The 19,560-nt window shown below is 44.0% G+C and carries 18 protein-coding genes; 5 read left to right on the top strand and 13 right to left on the bottom strand.

Annotated features, from left to right (window positions below; genetic code table 11):
• Nucleotides 1-30: 30 nt before the first annotated feature.
• From AC58UU_RS01710 to AC58UU_RS01760, 11 genes are all read right to left on the bottom strand, one after another.
• Nucleotides 31-744, bottom strand: a complete 714-nt coding sequence (locus AC58UU_RS01710) for a GntR family transcriptional regulator (protein ID WP_497313126.1) — start codon at nucleotides 742-744, stop codon at nucleotides 31-33.
• Nucleotides 745-755: 11 nt separating this feature from the next.
• Nucleotides 756-1,772: a sugar kinase gene (locus tag AC58UU_RS01715; protein WP_497312395.1), complete on the bottom strand. Its 1,017-nt coding sequence runs from the start codon at nucleotides 1,770-1,772 to the stop codon at nucleotides 756-758.
• Nucleotides 1,765-2,520 (bottom strand): 2-dehydro-3-deoxy-phosphogluconate aldolase, encoded by a 756-nt coding sequence (dagF, locus tag AC58UU_RS01720; protein WP_497312397.1) that lies wholly within the window; start codon nucleotides 2,518-2,520, stop codon nucleotides 1,765-1,767. The genes AC58UU_RS01715 and dagF overlap by 8 nt, the downstream gene beginning before the upstream one ends.
• A gap of 1 nt (nucleotide 2,521) precedes the next feature.
• Complete coding sequence (locus AC58UU_RS01725) at nucleotides 2,522-3,625, bottom strand: DgaE family pyridoxal phosphate-dependent ammonia lyase (protein ID WP_497312399.1); 1,104 nt, start codon at nucleotides 3,623-3,625, stop codon at nucleotides 2,522-2,524.
• A complete protein-coding gene (locus AC58UU_RS01730) occupies nucleotides 3,603-4,703 on the bottom strand; it encodes an amidohydrolase/deacetylase family metallohydrolase (RefSeq protein ID WP_497312401.1) in 1,101 nt (366 codons plus the stop codon). Before AC58UU_RS01730 ends, AC58UU_RS01725 begins: the two co-directional genes overlap by 23 nt.
• Nucleotides 4,704-5,893: 1,190 nt before the next feature.
• Nucleotides 5,894-6,541 carry a nitroreductase family protein gene (locus tag AC58UU_RS01735; protein ID WP_171640280.1) on the bottom strand — a complete coding sequence of 216 codons (648 nt, stop codon included), beginning with the start codon at nucleotides 6,539-6,541 and terminating at the stop codon, nucleotides 5,894-5,896.
• A gap of 86 nt (nucleotides 6,542-6,627) precedes the next feature.
• A complete protein-coding gene (locus AC58UU_RS01740; protein WP_497312403.1) occupies nucleotides 6,628-7,731 on the bottom strand; it encodes an efflux RND transporter periplasmic adaptor subunit in 1,104 nt (367 codons plus the stop codon).
• 13 nt (nucleotides 7,732-7,744) lie between these two features.
• Entirely contained in the window at nucleotides 7,745-9,094 is a 1,350-nt protein-coding gene (locus AC58UU_RS01745) for an ABC transporter permease (RefSeq protein WP_497312405.1), read from the bottom strand.
• Nucleotides 9,091-9,780 carry an ABC transporter ATP-binding protein gene (locus AC58UU_RS01750; RefSeq protein WP_497312407.1) on the bottom strand — a complete coding sequence of 230 codons (690 nt, stop codon included), beginning with the start codon at nucleotides 9,778-9,780 and terminating at the stop codon, nucleotides 9,091-9,093. Before AC58UU_RS01750 ends, AC58UU_RS01745 begins: the two co-directional genes overlap by 4 nt.
• Before the next feature lie 25 nt (nucleotides 9,781-9,805).
• Entirely contained in the window at nucleotides 9,806-10,990 is a 1,185-nt protein-coding gene (locus AC58UU_RS01755; RefSeq protein ID WP_497312409.1) for an MFS transporter, read from the bottom strand.
• 22 nt (nucleotides 10,991-11,012) lie between these two features.
• Complete coding sequence (locus AC58UU_RS01760) at nucleotides 11,013-12,347, bottom strand: multi antimicrobial extrusion protein MatE (RefSeq protein WP_497312411.1); 1,335 nt, start codon at nucleotides 12,345-12,347, stop codon at nucleotides 11,013-11,015.
• Nucleotides 12,348-12,573: 226 nt separating this feature from the next.
• Between AC58UU_RS01760 and AC58UU_RS01765 the strand changes: the two genes are divergently transcribed.
• The 5 genes from AC58UU_RS01765 (at nucleotide 12,574) to serS (ending at nucleotide 17,201) form a co-directional block, all read left to right on the top strand.
• Nucleotides 12,574-12,888, top strand: coding sequence for a hypothetical protein (locus AC58UU_RS01765; RefSeq protein WP_497312413.1), 315 nt, complete (start codon nucleotides 12,574-12,576; stop codon nucleotides 12,886-12,888).
• Between the two features lie 28 nt (nucleotides 12,889-12,916).
• Nucleotides 12,917-13,549 (top strand): hypothetical protein, encoded by a 633-nt coding sequence (locus tag AC58UU_RS01770; RefSeq protein ID WP_171640294.1) that lies wholly within the window; start codon nucleotides 12,917-12,919, stop codon nucleotides 13,547-13,549.
• 31 nt (nucleotides 13,550-13,580) lie between these two features.
• Nucleotides 13,581-14,606: a tetraprenyl-beta-curcumene synthase family protein gene (locus AC58UU_RS01775; RefSeq protein WP_497313128.1), complete on the top strand. Its 1,026-nt coding sequence runs from the start codon at nucleotides 13,581-13,583 to the stop codon at nucleotides 14,604-14,606.
• A gap of 36 nt (nucleotides 14,607-14,642) precedes the next feature.
• Nucleotides 14,643-15,611: a 6-phosphofructokinase gene (gene pfkA / locus AC58UU_RS01780; RefSeq protein ID WP_497312415.1), complete on the top strand. Its 969-nt coding sequence runs from the start codon at nucleotides 14,643-14,645 to the stop codon at nucleotides 15,609-15,611.
• Between the two features lie 306 nt (nucleotides 15,612-15,917).
• A complete protein-coding gene (gene serS / locus AC58UU_RS01785) occupies nucleotides 15,918-17,201 on the top strand; it encodes a serine--tRNA ligase (protein ID WP_497312417.1) in 1,284 nt (427 codons plus the stop codon).
• 57 nt (nucleotides 17,202-17,258) lie between these two features.
• Here the strand turns inward: serS and AC58UU_RS01790 are convergent, their stop codons facing one another.
• Both AC58UU_RS01790 and AC58UU_RS01795 read right to left on the bottom strand, forming a co-directional pair.
• Complete coding sequence (locus AC58UU_RS01790; RefSeq protein WP_497312419.1) at nucleotides 17,259-18,212, bottom strand: D-2-hydroxyacid dehydrogenase; 954 nt, start codon at nucleotides 18,210-18,212, stop codon at nucleotides 17,259-17,261.
• A gap of 114 nt (nucleotides 18,213-18,326) precedes the next feature.
• Nucleotides 18,327-19,508 carry a putative glycoside hydrolase gene (locus tag AC58UU_RS01795; RefSeq protein ID WP_497312421.1) on the bottom strand — a complete coding sequence of 394 codons (1,182 nt, stop codon included), beginning with the start codon at nucleotides 19,506-19,508 and terminating at the stop codon, nucleotides 18,327-18,329.
• Nucleotides 19,509-19,560 lie beyond the last annotated feature (52 nt).

A 19,560-nucleotide genomic window follows, 5' to 3' on the forward strand; every position in this document is an offset into this window, starting at 1 on the left:
AGAAAAGGAATTGCGTTTTCTCCGTGTTTCTTAACTGTCGTAATTGACTACATAGTTGTGCATTACTGTGCTGTAATAACCTTTACTGAATTCGATCAGATCGCCACGTTCATCATACGAATAACGTAATCTCTTCAATAGAGGGGTTCCTTCTTTTACATGCAAGATTTCTTCCACATAAGAGGGAGCAGTGGCAGCAGCAAACTCATCTCGATACTTTTCTAAGGCAATTCCGTGCTCCTCAAGCAATTCATACAAGGATTGATCATTCAAGTCCGAGAGTTCGATATTTGACATTTGCATGGATAGATAGTGGGAGTAGTGGATATAGGGTGTGTCATTCAAGTGATAAAGACGCTCAATGAACAAGCAGCGCTCCCCAAATAATTGATAAGGTTCTGTGCCTACCTCATTCGTTACAACTTCGGCTCGCAATAATTGCTTGTGAATTTGATGGCCTTCTTCAACTAGAACTTCTGTGAAACGCTTCCATTTGGAAAGCTTGGACGTTGAAGCATTTCGTATAACCTTGGTCCCTTTGCCGCTGCTCTTTTCCAAATATCCTTCTTGCGCAAGTTCTTTGATGGCATTGCGAATGGTGATCTTACTGACATCGAATTCCTGCTCTAATTGTGGCTCTGACGGTATATTCGTTCCTAAGGGATACACACCGTGTAAGATGCGATCCTTCAGGATATTCATGATTTGTAAATATAAAGGTCTTTTATTGCGGGATAAATTCACCAATCCAATCACTACCTTTCTACATCGCCTACTGCTTCCGTCATCGCACGAAGAATATCGCTTTCTGATGACATCGGAGTATCGCCTACAATGGTATGTGCAAGCATGCCAGCAGCCGCTGCAAATCCGACTGTTTTCTCCGGTGAAAACCCCTGAATTTCTCCGTGTACGATACCGCTCGTGTAGGCATCTCCTGCACCAATTCTATCATAGATAGAAAACGTGAGCAGTTTAGAAAAGGTGAAGCTTTGGTTCTTATAGATAAATCCGCGCAAGGAATGCGTGTTGTCACCATTAATGTTTCGGTGTGTACCTGCAATAACAGAGATCTGAAATTGTCGTGCGACGGCTGGAATCAGATCTATCAATTGTTCTTGGCTTTCTATCTGATCGGTATGCATGCCGAGAGTAAACATTGCGTCTTTTTCGTTCATCATGACAATGTCAGCCAGCTCTAGCATTTCCTCATAGTGCGGTTTAGCCTTTGCATAACCGCCTTCGCCCCAATGGGCGAGACGATAGTTACAATCGAATACAACGGTGCCGCCTTGCGCTTTGACCGCTCTAGCCAAGGCTTTCATTTGCTTACGTACCCCATCATTCATAGCCAGTGTAATACCGCAGAAATGGATGATATCAATATTTTTGGCGATTTCAGTAATTGGATAAGTATGTTCAGGGGCTGTGTTGAAGCTGCTTTCCTGGCGATTAGAATACGTCACGCGGCTGGGCCGCGCACCGAATCCATTTTCTAAAAAATACATGCCCAAGTAGCTGCCGCCCCGAACAATGAACGATTGTGTGATACCTAATTTTCGCAAATACGATTCCGCAGCATCACCCACGGCGTTAGCCGGCAATCTGGATATCAGGTACCCGGTATGCCCTAAACGCGCAAGCGCTGAGCTCACGTTCACGCCTGTACCGGAGAAAGAATAATTCAAACTGCTAGCTTGGGATAAGAGTTCATACCCCGGCACCTGCAAGCGCATCATGACTTCCCCAAAAGCAGCAATTCGTTTAGCCATGATGATCAACCAGTTTCTTCATGATCCCCAGTAATTCACGGACATCTTGGGCTCTCGTCTTTCCAGTATCTTTGTCAATGATCGATGAGTACACGTGTGGGATGACTTGTGGAACCTTAGCTTCCAGGGCGATACGTAGAATGGTTTCGAAATTATCCATGTCGATGCCGCCAGTTGGTTCTAATGCAAAACCTTCTTCTCCGCACGCTTGCGCGACAGCGCGCAATTCATCTTCACAGCTTAAGCCATTCATCGGGAAATATTTCAAGGCATTGCCGCCCATATCGCGGACAAGCGCGATGGCCGATTTCACAGGTACAATTGCGAGCTCGGATTGCGCAGCGCTCACTGGACCTGTTGAGATATTAACATATCCAACGCGTCCAGTAGGGGACACCAAACTGTTAATCCAGCTATCTTGGTCGCCAAGATTGGCGCGCGTTGCACCTACGGCAGGGAATACTTGGTTAATGTGGCTGCCCGGATAGTGCTTCGCAATGGCTGCGACAACCGCAGCTTGACGATTATCGCCAGCTCCAAGTCCGATCGATACGGCTTCGTCAATGGCTTTTCCGTATTCTTTCATCGCTTCTACAGCTAATTCAACCGTTGGGTAGTCTTTGGATAGAACGCCTACAAGTACGTAACCTTCCGCTGCTTCGAATATCTCTTTAGCATTTTCAACACTATTAGCCAATACATTCAATGCCGCGCGGCCTTTATAGAAACGTTTTGCAATGTTGGACATGTTATTTGCCTCCTACTAATTTACGTATTTGAGCAGCGATTACCTCAATATCATCGCCTTGAAGCGGACGTGGATCGATATCGAAATAGCCCTGTCTCACGCCATAATCGCGTGTGTAGATAGCAATCTCACCACTCTGCAGCCCTGTTACAACTTCCTTGGCCGTAGTGCCTGCTTGCTCAGGATCAATTTGAACGCGTGCGCGGAAAATTGCACGACCAGCTTCATCCTGTACAATGGTTACTTTTACACCTTTCAATTCGCTGAGAGGTATTAACACTTGTAAAGTGGCTTTTTCTTGTTCGCTTTTATCCTCTTTGACGCCATATTCATCAAGCGCTTGAAGTAAGCCGAAAGTGGTTTCTTTGCCAACCTTCATACTTCGCCCAATACCGTGTAGTTGAACTTTTACCCACTCGATATAGCTTCGCTTCCCGCCAATAATCCCTGAAGTAGGACCTTCAATGGCTTTAGAGCCACTATAGATGGCAAGATCTGAGTATTTTACATACTTTTGAACATCTTCTTCTGCAGCTGCATCAACGATAAGTGGAACACCATTACGCTGTGCAATCTCCCAGGCTTCTTCAACAGAAATCATATTTTTTTGGACGGCATGATGGGATTTCACGTAAAGAATAGCAGCTGTATGTTCAGTAATCGCATCTTCGATATGTTCAGCTTTACCCTCATTGGCGTAGCCAACTTCAACGAGCTTACCGCCTCCCAAGTAGATCATTGTTTCAACGGGGGCTCCGTACTGGACATTATGACCTTTGAGCATGATGATTTCACTTTTAGCAATAAGCTCTTGATGCAGACGTTCACTCTTGCGGCGATTGCCTTCAGTTACAATAGCTGCAACAGAGAGTGCGATGCCGCTTGATGCCGAATTGACGACAACCGCAGCTTCGGAACCTAGGATATTAGCGATATAGTCGCCTGCTTTATCAACGAGATCTGCAATCTCAACGTAATTTTGCCCGCCATGCTTCATGGCTTCCATGACCGTATCTGTCGGAGCAGATACACCTAGAATGCTCATTCGTCCACTTGCATTGATTACACGCTTTAAACCATATTTAGCATTTAATGAGAGAACCATTCACAACCACTCCTTTGGCTTGTATGATTTGATCTGCTAGACGCTTGTCACCTTCAGAATCGACAAGTGTAGTCGGTTCATTTTGAACCGTAAACAGGGTTAGATTGGCAACGTCACCAATTTGAATTCGACCAAGCTCTGGCTTATCAAGCCAGTGTGCTGCATGTGTGGTGACCGCTGAAATGACCTCTTCAAGGGAGTAGCCTAAGTAAAGAAATTTAGAGAGTACATGAGACATACTATATACTGGGCCGTTCAATCGGTTCCCGCGGTAGATGTCAGTACTAATGGTATCTAAACCGATATGATGTTGTTTTGCTGCCTCCGCAACCTTAAAGGAAAAGCTTGCAGTGCCATGACCAACATCCAGATGTACGCCTCTTTCAATAGCTTTTGTAAACGCCTGTAACGGTTTTTCATCCTCATCAAAAAGATTATTAGCTTTCCCGTTCAGATAATGAGTAATGATATCTTTTTTCTCTAAAAGTGAGAGGATGTCTTCGATACTTGGTGGTCCAGAACCGATGTGAACCATCAAGGGGAGAGAGGTTTCATGAGAAAGGGCACGAGCAGCGAGCAAAGGTTCAATGCCGCAGTCACGAACAACACTTTTGCTTATTCTTGCCTTTAATCCAACAATGATATCTTTATATTGATTTACGGCCTGTACAGCCTCTTCATGATCTATCCATGCCATGTTGGATAATTCATCGACTCTTTTTAAACCAATGCGCGAAATGTTTAAAAAAGCGAACAAGTTCGTTAGAGCTCGTTCCTTACTTGCAACTAAGTCAGCAATTCGGTCAGCTCCGCAACTTCCAGCGTCTACAATGGTGGTTACACCTTGCTTGATTCCGATCTCATCGATTTCATCGCCGTAGGGATCAAAATTAGGAAAGGCATGGGTGTGTAGATCAATCCAGCCACTCGAGACATAAACACCCGAATAATCAAAAATATGCTGCCCATGTCCACTCCCAGCTCTGGTCAAATCAGCGATCTTCCCATCTTCAATTACAATATCGAGACATTCTCCATTAACGTAATTTACGTTGTGCAATACGAATCTCTCTTGCATGCTTGTCACCTTTTTCTGAAAATCAATTTATTAACGCTTACATTTAAGATTGCCTAGATAGCTCCTCACATACATAGGAGTGAATTGTGTTAATAATGTAAAGAATATAACGTTATAATGTTACAATAGCATAGAAAATTAGCTAAGTAAATATAACGTTATAATGTTTAAAGAGATTAAATTTTGCCATGAAATAAGCAATGGAATTAAATTATGAAAACATATAAGTAAATAAAGGGGCTGTCCCAAAGTGATAACTAAATTAGAGGGACAGTTTTTTCATGGATGGAGATCTACGAGCCGAAGCTCGTTGACAGAGTCTGAAAAGCCGGAAATCAACTTTTCGGTAGACTGTCTTGCGCGTTCGTTCTGAATAAGCGCGGAAAACACGCTTATTCAGAAGCGCACGAACCAATACGCGCGAAAACCGTGCTTTCAGAGAGTCCTCGCCGAGCTGACAGAGTCTGAGAAGCTGTTAATCGACTTCTCAGCAGACCATCCCGCGCGTCTGTTCAGAATAAGAGCGGATAACGCGCTTATTCTGGAGCGAACGAACCAATAAGCGCGAAAACCTCGCTTTCAGAGAGTCCTCGCTGAGCTGACAGAGTCTGAGAAGCTGATAATCGACTTCTCAGCAGACCATCCCGCGCGTCTGTTCAGAATAAGAGCGGATAACGCGCTTATTCTGGAGCGAACGAACCAATAAGCGCGAAAACCGCGCTTTCAGAGAGTCCTCGCTGAGCTGACAGAGTCTGAGAAGCTGATAATCGACTTCTCAGCAGACCATCCTACGCGTCTGCTCAGAATAAGCGCGGAAAACACGCTTATTCTGGAGCGAACGAACCAATAAGCGCGAAAACCGCGCTTCAGAGAGTCCTCGCTGAGCTGACAGAGTCTGAGAAGCTGATAATCGACTTCTCAGCAGACCATCCCGCGCGTCTGTTCAGAATAAGCGCGGATAATGCGCTTATTCTGGAGCGCACGAATAAAAAGGAGTATGCATTGCTTACCCTAAACTCTAAACATATAAATTCTGATATGACTTAAATGGACCTCCAACTATTGGCGGAAGTCCTTATGAATACGTTCTTTATAACCTATTTGGGACAGCCCCTTTATTTATCAACGGTCAAAGCGCCTAAGCAAAAGGAGCTGTCCGCGAATGCGACAGCTCCAATCATTCAATCATATTAGTCGATGATTTGAAGAATATCATCGACTTCTTTGCGTGCCAGTTTGCCTGGACGATCCTTCGGATAACCGAGGGAGATGACCATATTAATCTGACATTCTTCTGGAATGTCCAGATAAGCTCGAATCTGATCTTGGGCCAGAAGCACAGGGCCCGTCATGGGGCATGTTGCCAAGCCTCTGGCATGCGCGGCGAGCATCAGGTTCTGAGAGGCTAAGCAGGAACTCTTGATGCCTTCTTCGGCCCATACAGTGTCTTCGACAAGCTGAATCGGATCGAAAATACGATCACGGAACTTCGATTCGTAAGGCGTTGCTAAGCAAATGATAAGAACAGGAGCATCGGAGAATGCTGTAGCATAGGGACCGAATGACTTCACCAACAAGCGGGCTTCTCTAGAAAGTCCCTTTTCCTCGGCAGCCGCCGCACGGAGATGGAGTTGGTCCCAGGTCAATTGTTCGATATGTTTGATTTTCTCTCTATTTCTTATCGCAATAAACTTCCATGTCTGGGAATTCGTATCGCTTGGTGCATATCTGGCGCAGTCAATAATTTCACGAATATCTTCCGTGGCAACTTCTTGCTCTGTAAAATTTCGAACACTGCGGCGCTCTAGTACAATCGTCTTAAAATCTTCATAATTCATAAAAAACAACTACCTGCCTTTGCTGCTTGAATTGTGCATATTTTGTTACTTGGTACTAAGACTTTATGCTTATTATAAAGCAGTTGTTATTGCAGCACAACCGTATCGCCTTCATTCAGACCTTTTAGTACTTCGGTTTTCTCAGGGGTTTCCATCCCAATCTCGATATCACGACGTTCTACGCCTTGAGCAGTCTGCAGCATCACGTAGTAGACTTCTTTCTCATGCAGCACGGCTAAAGTGGGTACCACTAAGGTTTGAGGCTTTTTATCTGTTTCTATCGTTCCTGAGAGGCTGAGACCGGCTATTAGCTGCTCATTTGGTTCTAAAGAAATGGTAACCTCGAATTGAGCTGAACTTGTGCCTTGATCCGTGCCAGTCTTGGCAAACTTGGAAACCTTTTCAACCTTACCTTGAAGCTTTTTCTGTTTCAGTGCATCTACTTTTACTTGTACGAGCATGTCTGGCTTAATGCGAAATACATCAAATTCGCCAACCGTGCAAACCAACTGCAATTTCGTTAAATCTACGATTTTACCAATACGCACGCTTTCCTCGACAGACTTAGGAATTTTGGAGGAGTCTTCGAATAAGAAGATGCCATTCTCAGGCGCAACGAAGGAAGCTAGCTCCACTTTCTCTTGTTTCTTAGCCAATTGCAATTGAATGGATTGATCATTGACCGCATTCAACTGCTCTTGAATTTTACGTCCTTCTGACGCGGCAAAGCGCTGGCGGGCATCATCTTCACTAACAGCACCTGCAGCTACATTGCCACTATCCCCCCCTGGTCCAGCAGCTTTGAAATTGGCTAGATCGGCTTCCAGCTTTTGTTTCTTCAAGCTAGTTTGCAGGGCAGCAATTTCACTTCTTAGTGGTGTAGCATCAAGTTCAAATAACTGCTGTCCCTTTGTTACTTGAGCCCCGTCTTTTATGTGCCAAGTTTTTATTTCGCCACTAAAGGGTGCGTAGACGCGCGTCTCTTTCTCATAAGAAGACTTCCCTTTGACTTCAATGCTGTTAATCAGATCTTCTTTTGTAACTTTGAATTGTAGGGCATTGAATGCAGCACCTGCGTCGGCATTTTTTGTTTTCATTTGATTAGGATGGCTTGATATGTATAGAAAGCTGCTAATGCCGCAGATAATGACTGCGGTTAGAATTAGCATCCATGTTTTCTTTTTCCTCATGCTAAACAATCTCCTATTCTCGTTTAATTGCTGTTAGTGCATCAGTTCGAGAAGCTTTAACTGCGGGGTATAAACCCGAAAGAACGCCTGTCATAATCGCAAAAAACATACCGACAGGAAGAATCCATAAGCTTATTAATAAGATTTCCACGGGATCCCCTCGATTGGAACCAAATCGGATAATGATCAAATTAATTCCCCAAATGACCCAATAAGAGAGCAAAATACCTACAAAGCCACCTAGCATGCCTAGAAGTGAAGATTCCACGATAAACATATTGCGGATTTGTTTCAAATTCGCGCCAAGTACTTTCATGATTCCGATCTGCCGCCGGCGTTGATGAGTGGACATTGTCATCGCGACCACGATGGAAATGGAAGCTACGAAAAGAACAAATAGGCCAACACCGGTGAGCAGCAATCTAACAATGGCAAACTCGCCTTTCATGCGATCTTCTTGATATAGATTAGTCTGCGTTGTGAGTTGAAGTTTTTTGATCATTTCATCTACTTGTTTCACATTCATACTACTATCAACTTTGACTCTAACTTCTGAATATTGAACGTGTCTATTTGTTGAGGACTTATTTTGGGCTTGTAGAATTTTGAGACCTGTTTCAGGGGATACATAGGCAACTTTGTTCCCTTGCAACATGGAGTCTGGCAATCCATCGGGTTTCTTAAGTACTCCAATGACGCGAACTGTCACCTCGCTAGGTTGGATGGTGTTAGTCTCTGATTGGTTACCTGGTTGTTCTTGATTATTATTCGATTTCAGGGAGATTTTCTTCTGATATAGGGGGTAAGGAATAGCACCCATTTGACGGTAGGTTTCGGATTGTTCCTTGCTAGGATTTTGCTGCATAAGTTTATTACGTACTTCCTGCGTCTTTGCATCTAAGACACCAAGCGTAGCCCCATAGTTGAGAACGATATTATTGTCCTGATCACTCGCCCCACCTTGTTGGAACTTGGAGTCGAAGTCCTCTAAAGTACTCAATTCTGTTGCTTTGAGGTTCAGGTAGCTTTCTTTACCGTCATCGACAGTGAATCTGAATTGTCCTAAGTCTTGAAAACTAGCAACCGATTTAACATGCGGAAAAGTACGAATGAGATCGAGCTTACTTGACGTAACTTTAGAAGGACTGTTAGGATCGCTGTTTTGGTCAACGATGGTGATTTCGTCTGTTTTGAGATAGAAGCTCATTTGTTTCTGACTGTAGTGTTGAATTGATTCGCCAAAGCCAAGAGCAACCATAATGGAAGCCGAGCCAATGGCAATTCCTACGGTACAAAGTGCTGTCACAACCTTGCGTCGCTGCAGTTGGTCCCAGCCCAGACGAAGGTAATCCTTAAGTTTCATCCGGCTTCACCTTCCTGATCGTTTCCTTCCAGTAAATAACCATCGCGAAGCTGCAAAATGCGCTGCGTTCGGCGTGCAACTTCATGTTCATGGGTAACAATAACGAACGTAATGCCATTCTGGTTCAAGTCAATGAGCAGATCAATGATCTCTTTCTCCGTCTTCGTATCCAGATTGCCCGTTGGTTCATCAGCAAAGACGATAGCTGGCTTCGTAATCAAGGAGCGGGCAATACTTACACGTTGTTGTTGTCCTCCAGATAACTGTGACGGAAACATATCTGACTTATCCCCGATACCGACTTGCTGTAAGAGAGCCATCGCTCGTTGTTTACGTTCTTGACTTGCGACACTTTGGAATACAAGTGGCAATTCTACATTCTCGCGAACGGTTAAATGTGGTATTAATTCATAAGATTGGAAGATAAATCCGATATGAGTCCGCCGAAATTCCGCCAAGCGGTTTTCGCTCATTTTCTCAATGGCCTGTCCAGCGATTAAAATACTACCTCTGGTAGGCTTCATTAGGCCTGCCATTAAATTTAGCAGTGTTGATTTCCCAGAGCCTGAGCTGCCGAGCAGAGCAACCATTTCTCCTTGCTCTACCCGGAAATTTAGCTCATGAAGAACGGGAGTTTCTTCTTGGCCTGTGCGGAAACTGTGAGATAACCGTTCAATGGCTAACACGTGAACAACCCCTTCATTTTAAAACTCATCGACCACTGGGCATGCTTTCACTTCCATCGTTTTGAAATATATGCGTGCCTAGGAACCCAATGGCCGCGACGATCGATAAGCAAGCTGCAATGACATAGACTGTGCTTCCACCAGCTAAATCAAAAATCCAACCGCCCAACGTGCCGCTAATTAATCCCGCAATACTAGACCATGCAACAGCGAAGATAGCTTGCCCAGAGGAGCGATACTCATCAGGTACGATTTGGCTAATATAACGATTAGCCGTGAATAAGAAGATACCGAATGTTAAACTATGTAACAATTGAACGCCAATGACCCAAGTAGGATCTTGAATAGAGCCCATAATGAAGAATCGTACGGCATATACGATTCCGGCAAAGGCGAGCAGGGGTAATTCTTTGAACCTATGTCCATGCTTGCTCAGAAAGAAAAACACCGGTATTTCACTAAGCGCTGAGGTCATCCAAGCATAGCCAATCAGCGAATCAGATGCCCCAAGCTGGCGCATGTACAAGGCTAGGAATCCATCGTTGAAACGATGTGAAACGGACATAATAATAATTAACACTAAGAACCAGATGAACTTCTTGGAACGAATGATATCGAGCATGCCCCCGAAGGCCATCTTCTTGCCACCTTGACGCGCATCTTTTAGCAAAAAAACGATGACTAATGTGCAGCTAATAGTAAGTAGGCATAGTATTGGCGTGAGCCCTGTACCGAAGTGTCTAAGAAGTAACCCAAAACCTCCGGCAGATACAGCGAAACCGATGGAACCCCAGACGCGGAAGGAGGCGTAGCTCTTACCGCTATCTCGAATACTTAGCATTAGCTGGCTGTCATTCAATGAATTTACGGGCTGTTGGAAGAAGAAAAACATCGCTAAGCATATGTACAGCAGGGAGAACCAACCCGCGGTAAATACCAAGATGGCAGTGACCAGCTGCCCAATAATCAGAATGATCATGATTTTCTTAACGGTTTGGAAGCGATCACTAAGGAATCCCCACAGCAAGTTGGTCGCTATCCCAATCAGTGGTCCAATGGCGTACAACAAACCGATTTGAAGCTTGGAATATCCTTTGTAATCAAAGTAAAGCGGGAAAAAAGTAACGACAATACCCATCGTCATAAAAAAGGAAAACGTGAACAATTTGAGTAGATGGTCTTGTGGCTTTGTAGGAATAGACGTTTTCATCAGTGGTTATCACTCGATTTCTTTACAAATTTTCTGTAGAAAAATATGTTTGCCCGTTTTCAGACGTTCGTTTGAGTATAAAGAACACGACTAGAAGCTCGGCCAGCATACCAACAGATTGCGCGAGAGCACCGATCAAGCCATTCCAACCGGGTGCATTAGAAATGGTGATGAATAAGGTTAACACGGTAACTATAGCATTCGCAGTTTGAGATAAAACCATAATTTTCGTTTGGCCTCTCAGCATAATAATACCGTTCATGTAATCAAGCCACGGGAATACAATCGTCATGATCATAAATATACGCATGGCAAGTAAGCTTGCATGCATCAGTTCGGAATTAACACCCATGACATGTGTCATAAACCAAGGTCCGAGAGCTGTATAGGCAAGAATAGCGATGAGTGCGCCTGGAATAAAGCTAAGAAGGATGACGAAACGGACGACAGTTCTAGCATCTTTGCGATAGAAATTCAAAACAATTTGATGAATGTAAGAAAAGAAACTCAAAACCAATTGAGTCAATGAACCGGCAATCGCATAAGAGGAGATCGCTAAATGAATATGCGTTGTTTTACCTAGTATGGCATTGATGGCGGGTCCAATGACGACGGCAATGATCGAAGAATACAGAAGGGGCTTATAGAAACTGAAAATTTGTTGTTTGGTTTCAATCTGATGATCAGGTGCTTTCTCTGGAATGACGGTTCGAAGTAAGTTTGTTCCTTCCCAGACAGCAACCATAGCTTCAATAATCATTCCCACTAAGAAAATAATGGCGCCAACACGGCCACTCGAAACATTATCTGTAGTAATAAAATATAACGATAACAAATACATAACGATAATTCGCACGCACATACCAATGGTCAACCATTTGGTCCGCATATTAAAAATAATTATACCGTGAAATAAACACCGTAGTCCTGAGAAAATGCTAACGTACATCAAGATGCGATAAACACTAAGTGTAGTGTCTAATAATTCACGTTCTACTCCAAAAAAATAAAGAAATACCCATTCTCCAACAGGCGTATAACATAAAATAAGGCCAATTAGAATGATGCACGCAAATACATAAGAACTAACCGCTGCCATGGCTCGAAATGAGATGCGGTCTCTTACAAGAGCTGAGCAAGCTTGTCGCAGCAAAACAACGGGTCTTTCGGTTAGGCCAAGTAAGCTTAAAGGCAGCGCATAGCTGGCAATGACCACTTCCGGATTATCAGCCCTGGCCAAGGTGCTATTGATAATAACATGCGAGAGGGTTACTAGTGTTGCTGAAAGGCCGAGGGGGAGGAAAAAGGAGATGAGCTGTTTCCAAGTGATGTTTTCTTTTATTGTCTTAGCGGTCATCTAAATTGCACTCCTTAGAGTTTTGCTTTAGCAAAACTAGCTTTGTAAGCATAACTCTTACTAAAAATTCCCTTTTAAAAATGTTATTTAAGTATACCAGAAAATGAAATCAGGTTGACATACAATTTTAACTGGAAACCCAAGGTTTGAAGTGATACATTTAAAGGTAGAATGTTTCTTGAACAAGTCGCAGCCAGTTTTTACTGCAAGGAGGTTTAACAGAAGAATGAGCTGCTATTTCAAGTATGATGCTAGACTCGGAATTGAGATTCCCGTGTTAGAAGTGGAGTGGGAGTGTTATCCGCCCAGTGTGCGTGTTGATATTTTATTACATTGGGAACAAATACGCGGTGCAATACCGGACCGCATTATGAAGCTAGAGGCGACGATTATTTACAAACAGAATCAGCTGGATAAGGAAGACGATTTTCCCACATCATGCCGTTTGAATTCCGAAATTGCTGACTTAGCTTCTATCATAAATGATCTTCATCTTTGGTTCCGGGCGAATCAGGAATTGGAATCGAAAACCCACCAATAATGGTTGTCAATGAAGGGAGAATGACTGCATGCATAGCAATAAGGATGGGGATAACTGGCTGGAAGCTATTGCAAAGCCGCTCTTGGAGCATCTACCTGCTTTATATCCGATTGAAGAATGGGATGGAAGTATGGATGCACGCATTGAAGCACTTGTCCCAGCAATGATGACTCAAGGCAGTCCTGAGCAAGAGTCTTATGGATTGGCGATTAAAGCGGGTCTTTTTTTACTGAATGAGAGTTTAGATAAATCCCATGATATTGCCCAGGAAATCACGAATGCAACAGGCAGCTACTGGCATGCTCTGATGCATCGGATGGAGGGGGATTACAGCAATGCGAAGTATTGGTTCAACGATGTCGGTCATCATCCTATTTTCTCTAACTTACTACAATGTGTGAGCGATTATTTGACTGTAAAAGACTTGGCTGATTTGGACAATGAAGCCCTTCGTCAGAAGCTTGAAGTGCTTATTACTTCTCCGGAATGGATCCCTTGTGTATTCATAGATATTGTAGAGTTACAAGTATCCCTGGTTCAAAATCCTATTGTTGATCAATGGTTGCGGCATATTCAACGATATGAAATGCAGTTATTGTTGCAATATTGCTATGAACAAAGTTGTGGAGGAAGTCTGCTTGAAGCAATTGGACAGAAGTAGCATAAAGGTTCCACAAGGCCCAATAAGATTAATGGTTAGGGTGTACCGTTATATTTTACCCGACGTAAGCGATCAGCTTTCCATGTGGAAAGCGAAGGCGGAAAATATCCCCGATGTCGAGCTGCGTACTCAAGCACTAGCCAGCATCGCAACGAAACAATTTCATTGTCAAGGTGGCGCTGTTTATGCGGCTGCTAATTTGTCGATGCGTCATGTACTCATCCCGCTCATTGTTGCGTTTCAAACGATTAGCGATTATTTAGATAATCTATGTGATCGCAGTACATCCTTGGATCCCCAGGATTTCCGTCAATTGCACCAATCGATGTTGGATGCTGTTGATCCTTCTAAGCCTTTGAACGATTACTATGCATTCAGACAAGAGAAAGAGGATGGAAACTATTTAACAGATCTAGTCCAAAAGTGTCAGTTTTGTATTAGTCTGCTTCCGTCATATACACAAGTAGCCGATCAGGTGCGAGATTTCGTAGCCTTATACTGCGACTTACAAGTGTACAAGCATATTCGCAAGGATATGCGGGAGCCTGAGCTTCATCAGTGGTGGGATCAACATCATCATAGGTATAGCCAAATTTCTTGGAACGAATTTGCAGCAGCCACAGGTTCAACGTTAGGCATGTTTATGCTTTTCCTTGCAGCTTGTGATCCTCATTTGAGTGAAAAGCAGGTCGATTCGATACGGGAGGCTTATTTCCCCTATGTGTGCGGGCTGCATATTTTACTTGATTATTTAATCGACCAGGAAGAAGATATCTTGGGTGGAGACCTGAACTTTTGCAGTTATTATGAATCGATGGAAGCAACCGTTGAGAGAATTGCCTTTATCGTGCAAGAGGCTCGTAGCAAAATTTTGTACTTGGAACATCCGCGATTTCATCGTATGATAATCGAAGGTTTGCTTGCGCTATATTTGTCGGATCCAAAGGTCAACGGCCAACAACAAGTGAAAAAAATATCGAAGCGTCTTATGAAAAATAGTCCATTAACCCGGTTATTTTTCTGGCTAAATAGCATGTACATCCGTACGTCATCATGAATGACATTCAGAAGAATTTGAAGGAGGAAAAATGAAATGTCAGCAGTAAAATCAATTGCCGTTCTAACAAGCGGCGGAGACTCTCAGGGAATGAATGCGGCCGTCCGTGCGGTTGTAAGAAGCGCATTATTCCATGGTCTCGAGGTCTATGCCGTACAACGTGGATACCATGGTTTAATTAACGATGATATTCGCCAAATGGATTTGCGCAGCGTTGGAGATATCATTCAACGTGGTGGGACTATTCTACAAACGGCTCGTTGTAAAGAGTTCTTAACGCCGGAAGGTCAACAAATTGGAGCAGCAAACTTGCGTAAACGCGGTATCGATGGATTGGTCGTTATTGGTGGAGATGGATCTTATCAAGGTGCCAATAAACTAAGCAAGTTGGGCATCAAAACGATGGGTCTGCCTGGTACAATCGACAATGACATCCCATTCACTGACTTTACGATCGGTTTTGATACAGCAGTAAGCATTGTTGTGGATGCGATCAACAAGCTTCGTGATACGATGACGTCGCATGAACGTTCATCCGTAGTAGAAGTCATGGGACGTCATTGCGGTGAGATCGCACTCTACGCTGGACTAGCTAGTGGTGCGGAAACGATTATCGTTCCTGAGGTTGAGGTCGACATTAACGAAGTAGCTAACCGTATGAAGGATAACTTCTCCCATGGCAAACGTCATAGTATCATTCTCGTTGCTGAAGGAGCGGGAACTGGTGATGGGATTGCTAAACAGATTACAGAATATGTGGGTATTGAACCTCGTGTAACTGTTCTTGGCCATATTCAACGCGGCGGAGCTCCTACGCATAATGACCGAATCTTGGCAAGCCGTCTCGGTGATTTCGCTGTACGTAGGCTCATCGAAGGCGATTCTTCCAAAGCTTGCGGTGTTATCAAAGGGGAATTAGTAGCGACCGATATTGATTTAGTTGTCAATACAAAGCGTCCTTTTAATACAGAACTTTATGAATTGGCAAGTCGTTTATCCCAGTAGTTCTACATTGGAACAAACGCTATTGACCTGTCTCATATCTTCGTTTATAATATCGAACAAATACAAAGCGACATTAGGTCTGTGAAGAGCATCCAACTCGGAGACGTTCATGATCGGTAAGGCGCAGGATACATCGCCTTTCTCTAAATAAACCGGCACCGCCCGTTATCGCGGAACCAAGCGGATGATGACATGTTGATGTTATCATCAAGTTGGGTGGCACCGCGAGCAGAACGCTCCTCGTCCCAATCGGACAGGGGCGTTCTTTGTCTTTTTCCCATAATAGAAAAGGAAGCGGTGAGTGGTATGTTGGATATCAAATGGATTCGTATGCATCAGGATCAAGTGAAAGAAGCGGCTCTAAATAAAGGGGTTGAATGTCCCCTTGAGGAACTGCTTGAGGTAGATGAAAAGAAAAGACTGCTGCATCATCAAGTAGATCAGCTGCGTACAGAACGCAATCGTGCATCTGCTCAGATCGCACAGTGTATGGCTGAGCAGAAAATGGGAGAAGCGGAGGCTTTGAAAGATCAGGTTCGCGGTTGGAACCGAACATTAACGGAGTATGAAGAGGGGCTTGCGATACTGGAGGAGCGGTTCAAGGAGCTGATGCTTACTGTACCGAATCTGGTTTCACCTGAAACTCCACTTGGGGCTAACGATCAAGATAATGTTGTACAGAAAGTAGTGGGTCAACCTACCTCGTTTGAATTTGTGCCTCGTGATCATATGCAAATCGGTGAGGAATTGGATATATTCGATTTCCCCCGCGGAGTTAAGGTAGCTGGAAGCAGGAATTACTACCTCAAAGGGATGGGGCTATACCTACACAGAGCTGTTCAACAGCTTGCTCTCGATCTGCTATCAGACCGAGGGTTCACGGTGATGGATGTCCCTCTGATGGTGCGGGAAGAGACGCTGCAGAATGCGGCTTTTTTCCCCGCTGGGAAGGATCAGACCTATGAATTGCAGGATGAAAATAAATGGTTAGTTGGCACATCGGAAGGTCCGTTGGTTTCGTATTATGCGGGTGAGATTATAGATTTATCAAAGGGGCCGATACAACTGGCAGCCGTATCGAATTGTTTCCGCAAAGAAGCTGGTTCGGCAGGTAGAGATGTACGAGGATTATATCGTGTTCATCAATTTGCCAAAGTCGAACAGGTGATTCTTTGTGAGAATGATCCCGCCATTGCTGATCAAATGTTAGATCAAATCACACGGAATGCAGAAGATATTCTAGATTTACTTGAGCTCCCTTATCGTGTCGTTGCCGTATGTACAGGAGATATGGGCGCCAAAAACTACAAACAGTATGACATTGAGACATGGATGCCAAGCCGCAATGCTTATGGCGAAACGCACTCGTCGTCAAGCCTTCTTGACTTTCAAGCTCGCCGCAGCGGATTACGCTATAGAGATAAGAGCGGTGAGCTGCGTTATTGCTATACCCTTAACAATACGGCTGTGGCCACACCAAGAATTCTAATTCCTTTACTAGAGAATCATCAGCAAGCAGATGGCTCGATCTATCTACCAGCCGCTTTGAGACCTTATATGAGAGGGCTCACTGTCATACCGAACAAATAAAATAACGTACCACATCCCTAGGTGTTCTATTTTGGGGATGTGGTACGTTATCGTATGTTAATAACCTTCTGTTAAATCAACGACATTCATCATCTCGGTGCCATCTAAAAAAGCTCTAACATTATGATAGAAAATGGCGGAAACTCGCTCTGCATAGAGAGCGGAAGATCCAGCGATATGCGGAGTAAGGATAACATTATCCATGCTCCATAGGGGAGAAGTTGAAGGTAATGGCTCCTGCTCAAAAACATCGAGTGCAGCGCCTGCCAGCTTGCCTTCTTGCAGCGCAAGTATCAAATCCTCTTCTTCAATGACATCTCCGCGAGCTAGATTGATTAAGAAAGCACTTGGTTTCATTAAGCGCAGGTGCTCTTTGGTCAGGAAACCTCGCGTTTTAGCTGTACTAGGAAGTAGAAGAACGACGAAATCACTTTGTGAAAGCAAAGATGTTAAACCTTCTTCTCCGCAGACCGTTGAGTCGAAGGCAGGTTGAGATGAACCGGAACGATTCAACCCAATGACAGTCATATCAAAGGCCTTTGCTTTACGAGCAACAGCTTCGCCGATTGCACCTGCACCAATAATGCCAATCGTTTTACCATAAAGCTCACCAAAAGTAACTTGATTGTCCCATACTTTACTTTGCTGACGCTCATGGAGAAGATTCGCTTTACGAACCCATTGCAGCATGAGGCTTAGCGTAAATTCACTCATCTGGATTGTATGTACCCCACGGGCATTGGTCAGTATGACATTACGCTCGGCAAAATCTTGGAGAGGTAGCTTATCCACGCCGGCAGATATGGTTTGCATCCATTTTAGCTTGGTCGCCTGCTTGAGGGTGTCCGGATTCATGCGGCCAGCCGTGATAATTACATCTGCATCTGCAATGTGTTCCCCGGCCTCACTTGAAGATTTGAACCAATGGAATTGGCAGCGGTCCTTCAAGTCTTGCGGCATCTGCATTTGCATGGAAGTCAAATCCATTCCAGTAATGGCGACAATATTCATTGCATTTCAACTCCTTAAATGTCTGTCAAAGACTTTCCTGATTACATGATAAATCAAACCGAAAACGAAAGTAAACACCCCGAGAGCGCTTAGTGCCCTCAGGGTGTCTCCATGTTAGTATTTCACATTAGGTGTGTAGTTGTTATTGGCGTTCCATAAGAGGAACTCTTCAACGCCGTTTTCTTTCAACGCACGTATTTGCTCTTCCACTTCATGTTTACCATACTTGATATAACCAGGTACCCATGAAGCGGTGAAATCTTGAATCCAAGGTCGAACGATCGGCTTCCACCCTTTCTTATCAATGGCTTCCAGCTTCTTGGTTGTATCCTTGGATGCTCCATCGATCGTGACAAAAGGTGCTGCATCCGGCACTTTGGAGCCAAACCAGCCAGTGCTGTAATGACTTGGATAAATCATGGGAGCGATGACATCAACATTTTGAGAGATTTTCTCGAAATCTTGACCAATGCCTTCGGCTGCTGGAACAGAGGCCGCATATCCAAATATATCGACAGATACACGAACACCAAGTGGCTGCAATTGTTCTTTGGCATATTTGACGAAGGAAGCGACAGCATCAATACGTGAACGTTCATCCTTTGTATATTTAAGAATGTCAGCTCTTTTCTCAAAACCTTCCGGGAATCGGACGTAATCGAATTGAATTTCTTTAAATCCAGCTTTAACGGCTTCTTTCGCTACTGCGATATTGTAATCCCATACTTCTTTGTTATATGGATTTACGAAGCTGTCCGGTGGGTTTTTACCGTTACCCCACAGAGTTCCATCTGGATTGACGAAAGACCATTCAGGTTTCTTTTTGGCAAGAATCGTGTCTTTGAATACAACGATACGACCAATTGGATAAATGTTATGTTCGTTCAAGGTGGTCATTAAACCTGGCATATTGCCAATAATTTTCTGAGTTGTTCCCATTGCATCAAGCTCGGCGTTCCCTGTTTCCCATGTGATGTAGCCCCAGTCATCTTTGACATCAATGACCAGTGAGTTCAGTTCCGTGTCGTCGAGCAGCTTCACAAGTGTATTGAGCCGAGATCCACCCGCACTATGAGCCGTGGCGTAAACACCTTTAATTACCGGTGCGTCCTTCTGCGGATCCAATTTGTTTACAGGTGCTAACGGATCTGTTTCTTGGGATGGTGTAGGTTGAACAATCGCCACTGCGTTCTTCGCATTCAAAGAAGCTTGCACGAGCTGTTCAAAGCTGGCATCCGGGTTAGCGGCCGTTACATTACCCCAGATTAGGGCAAGTGAAGCAAGTAATATTTCCATGATGTATAAGTCCTCTCCAATCTTTGTTTCTAGCTTTTATTATAATGCAAGC

It is taken from the genome of Paenibacillus sp. JT22N1, from assembly GCF_059692155.1.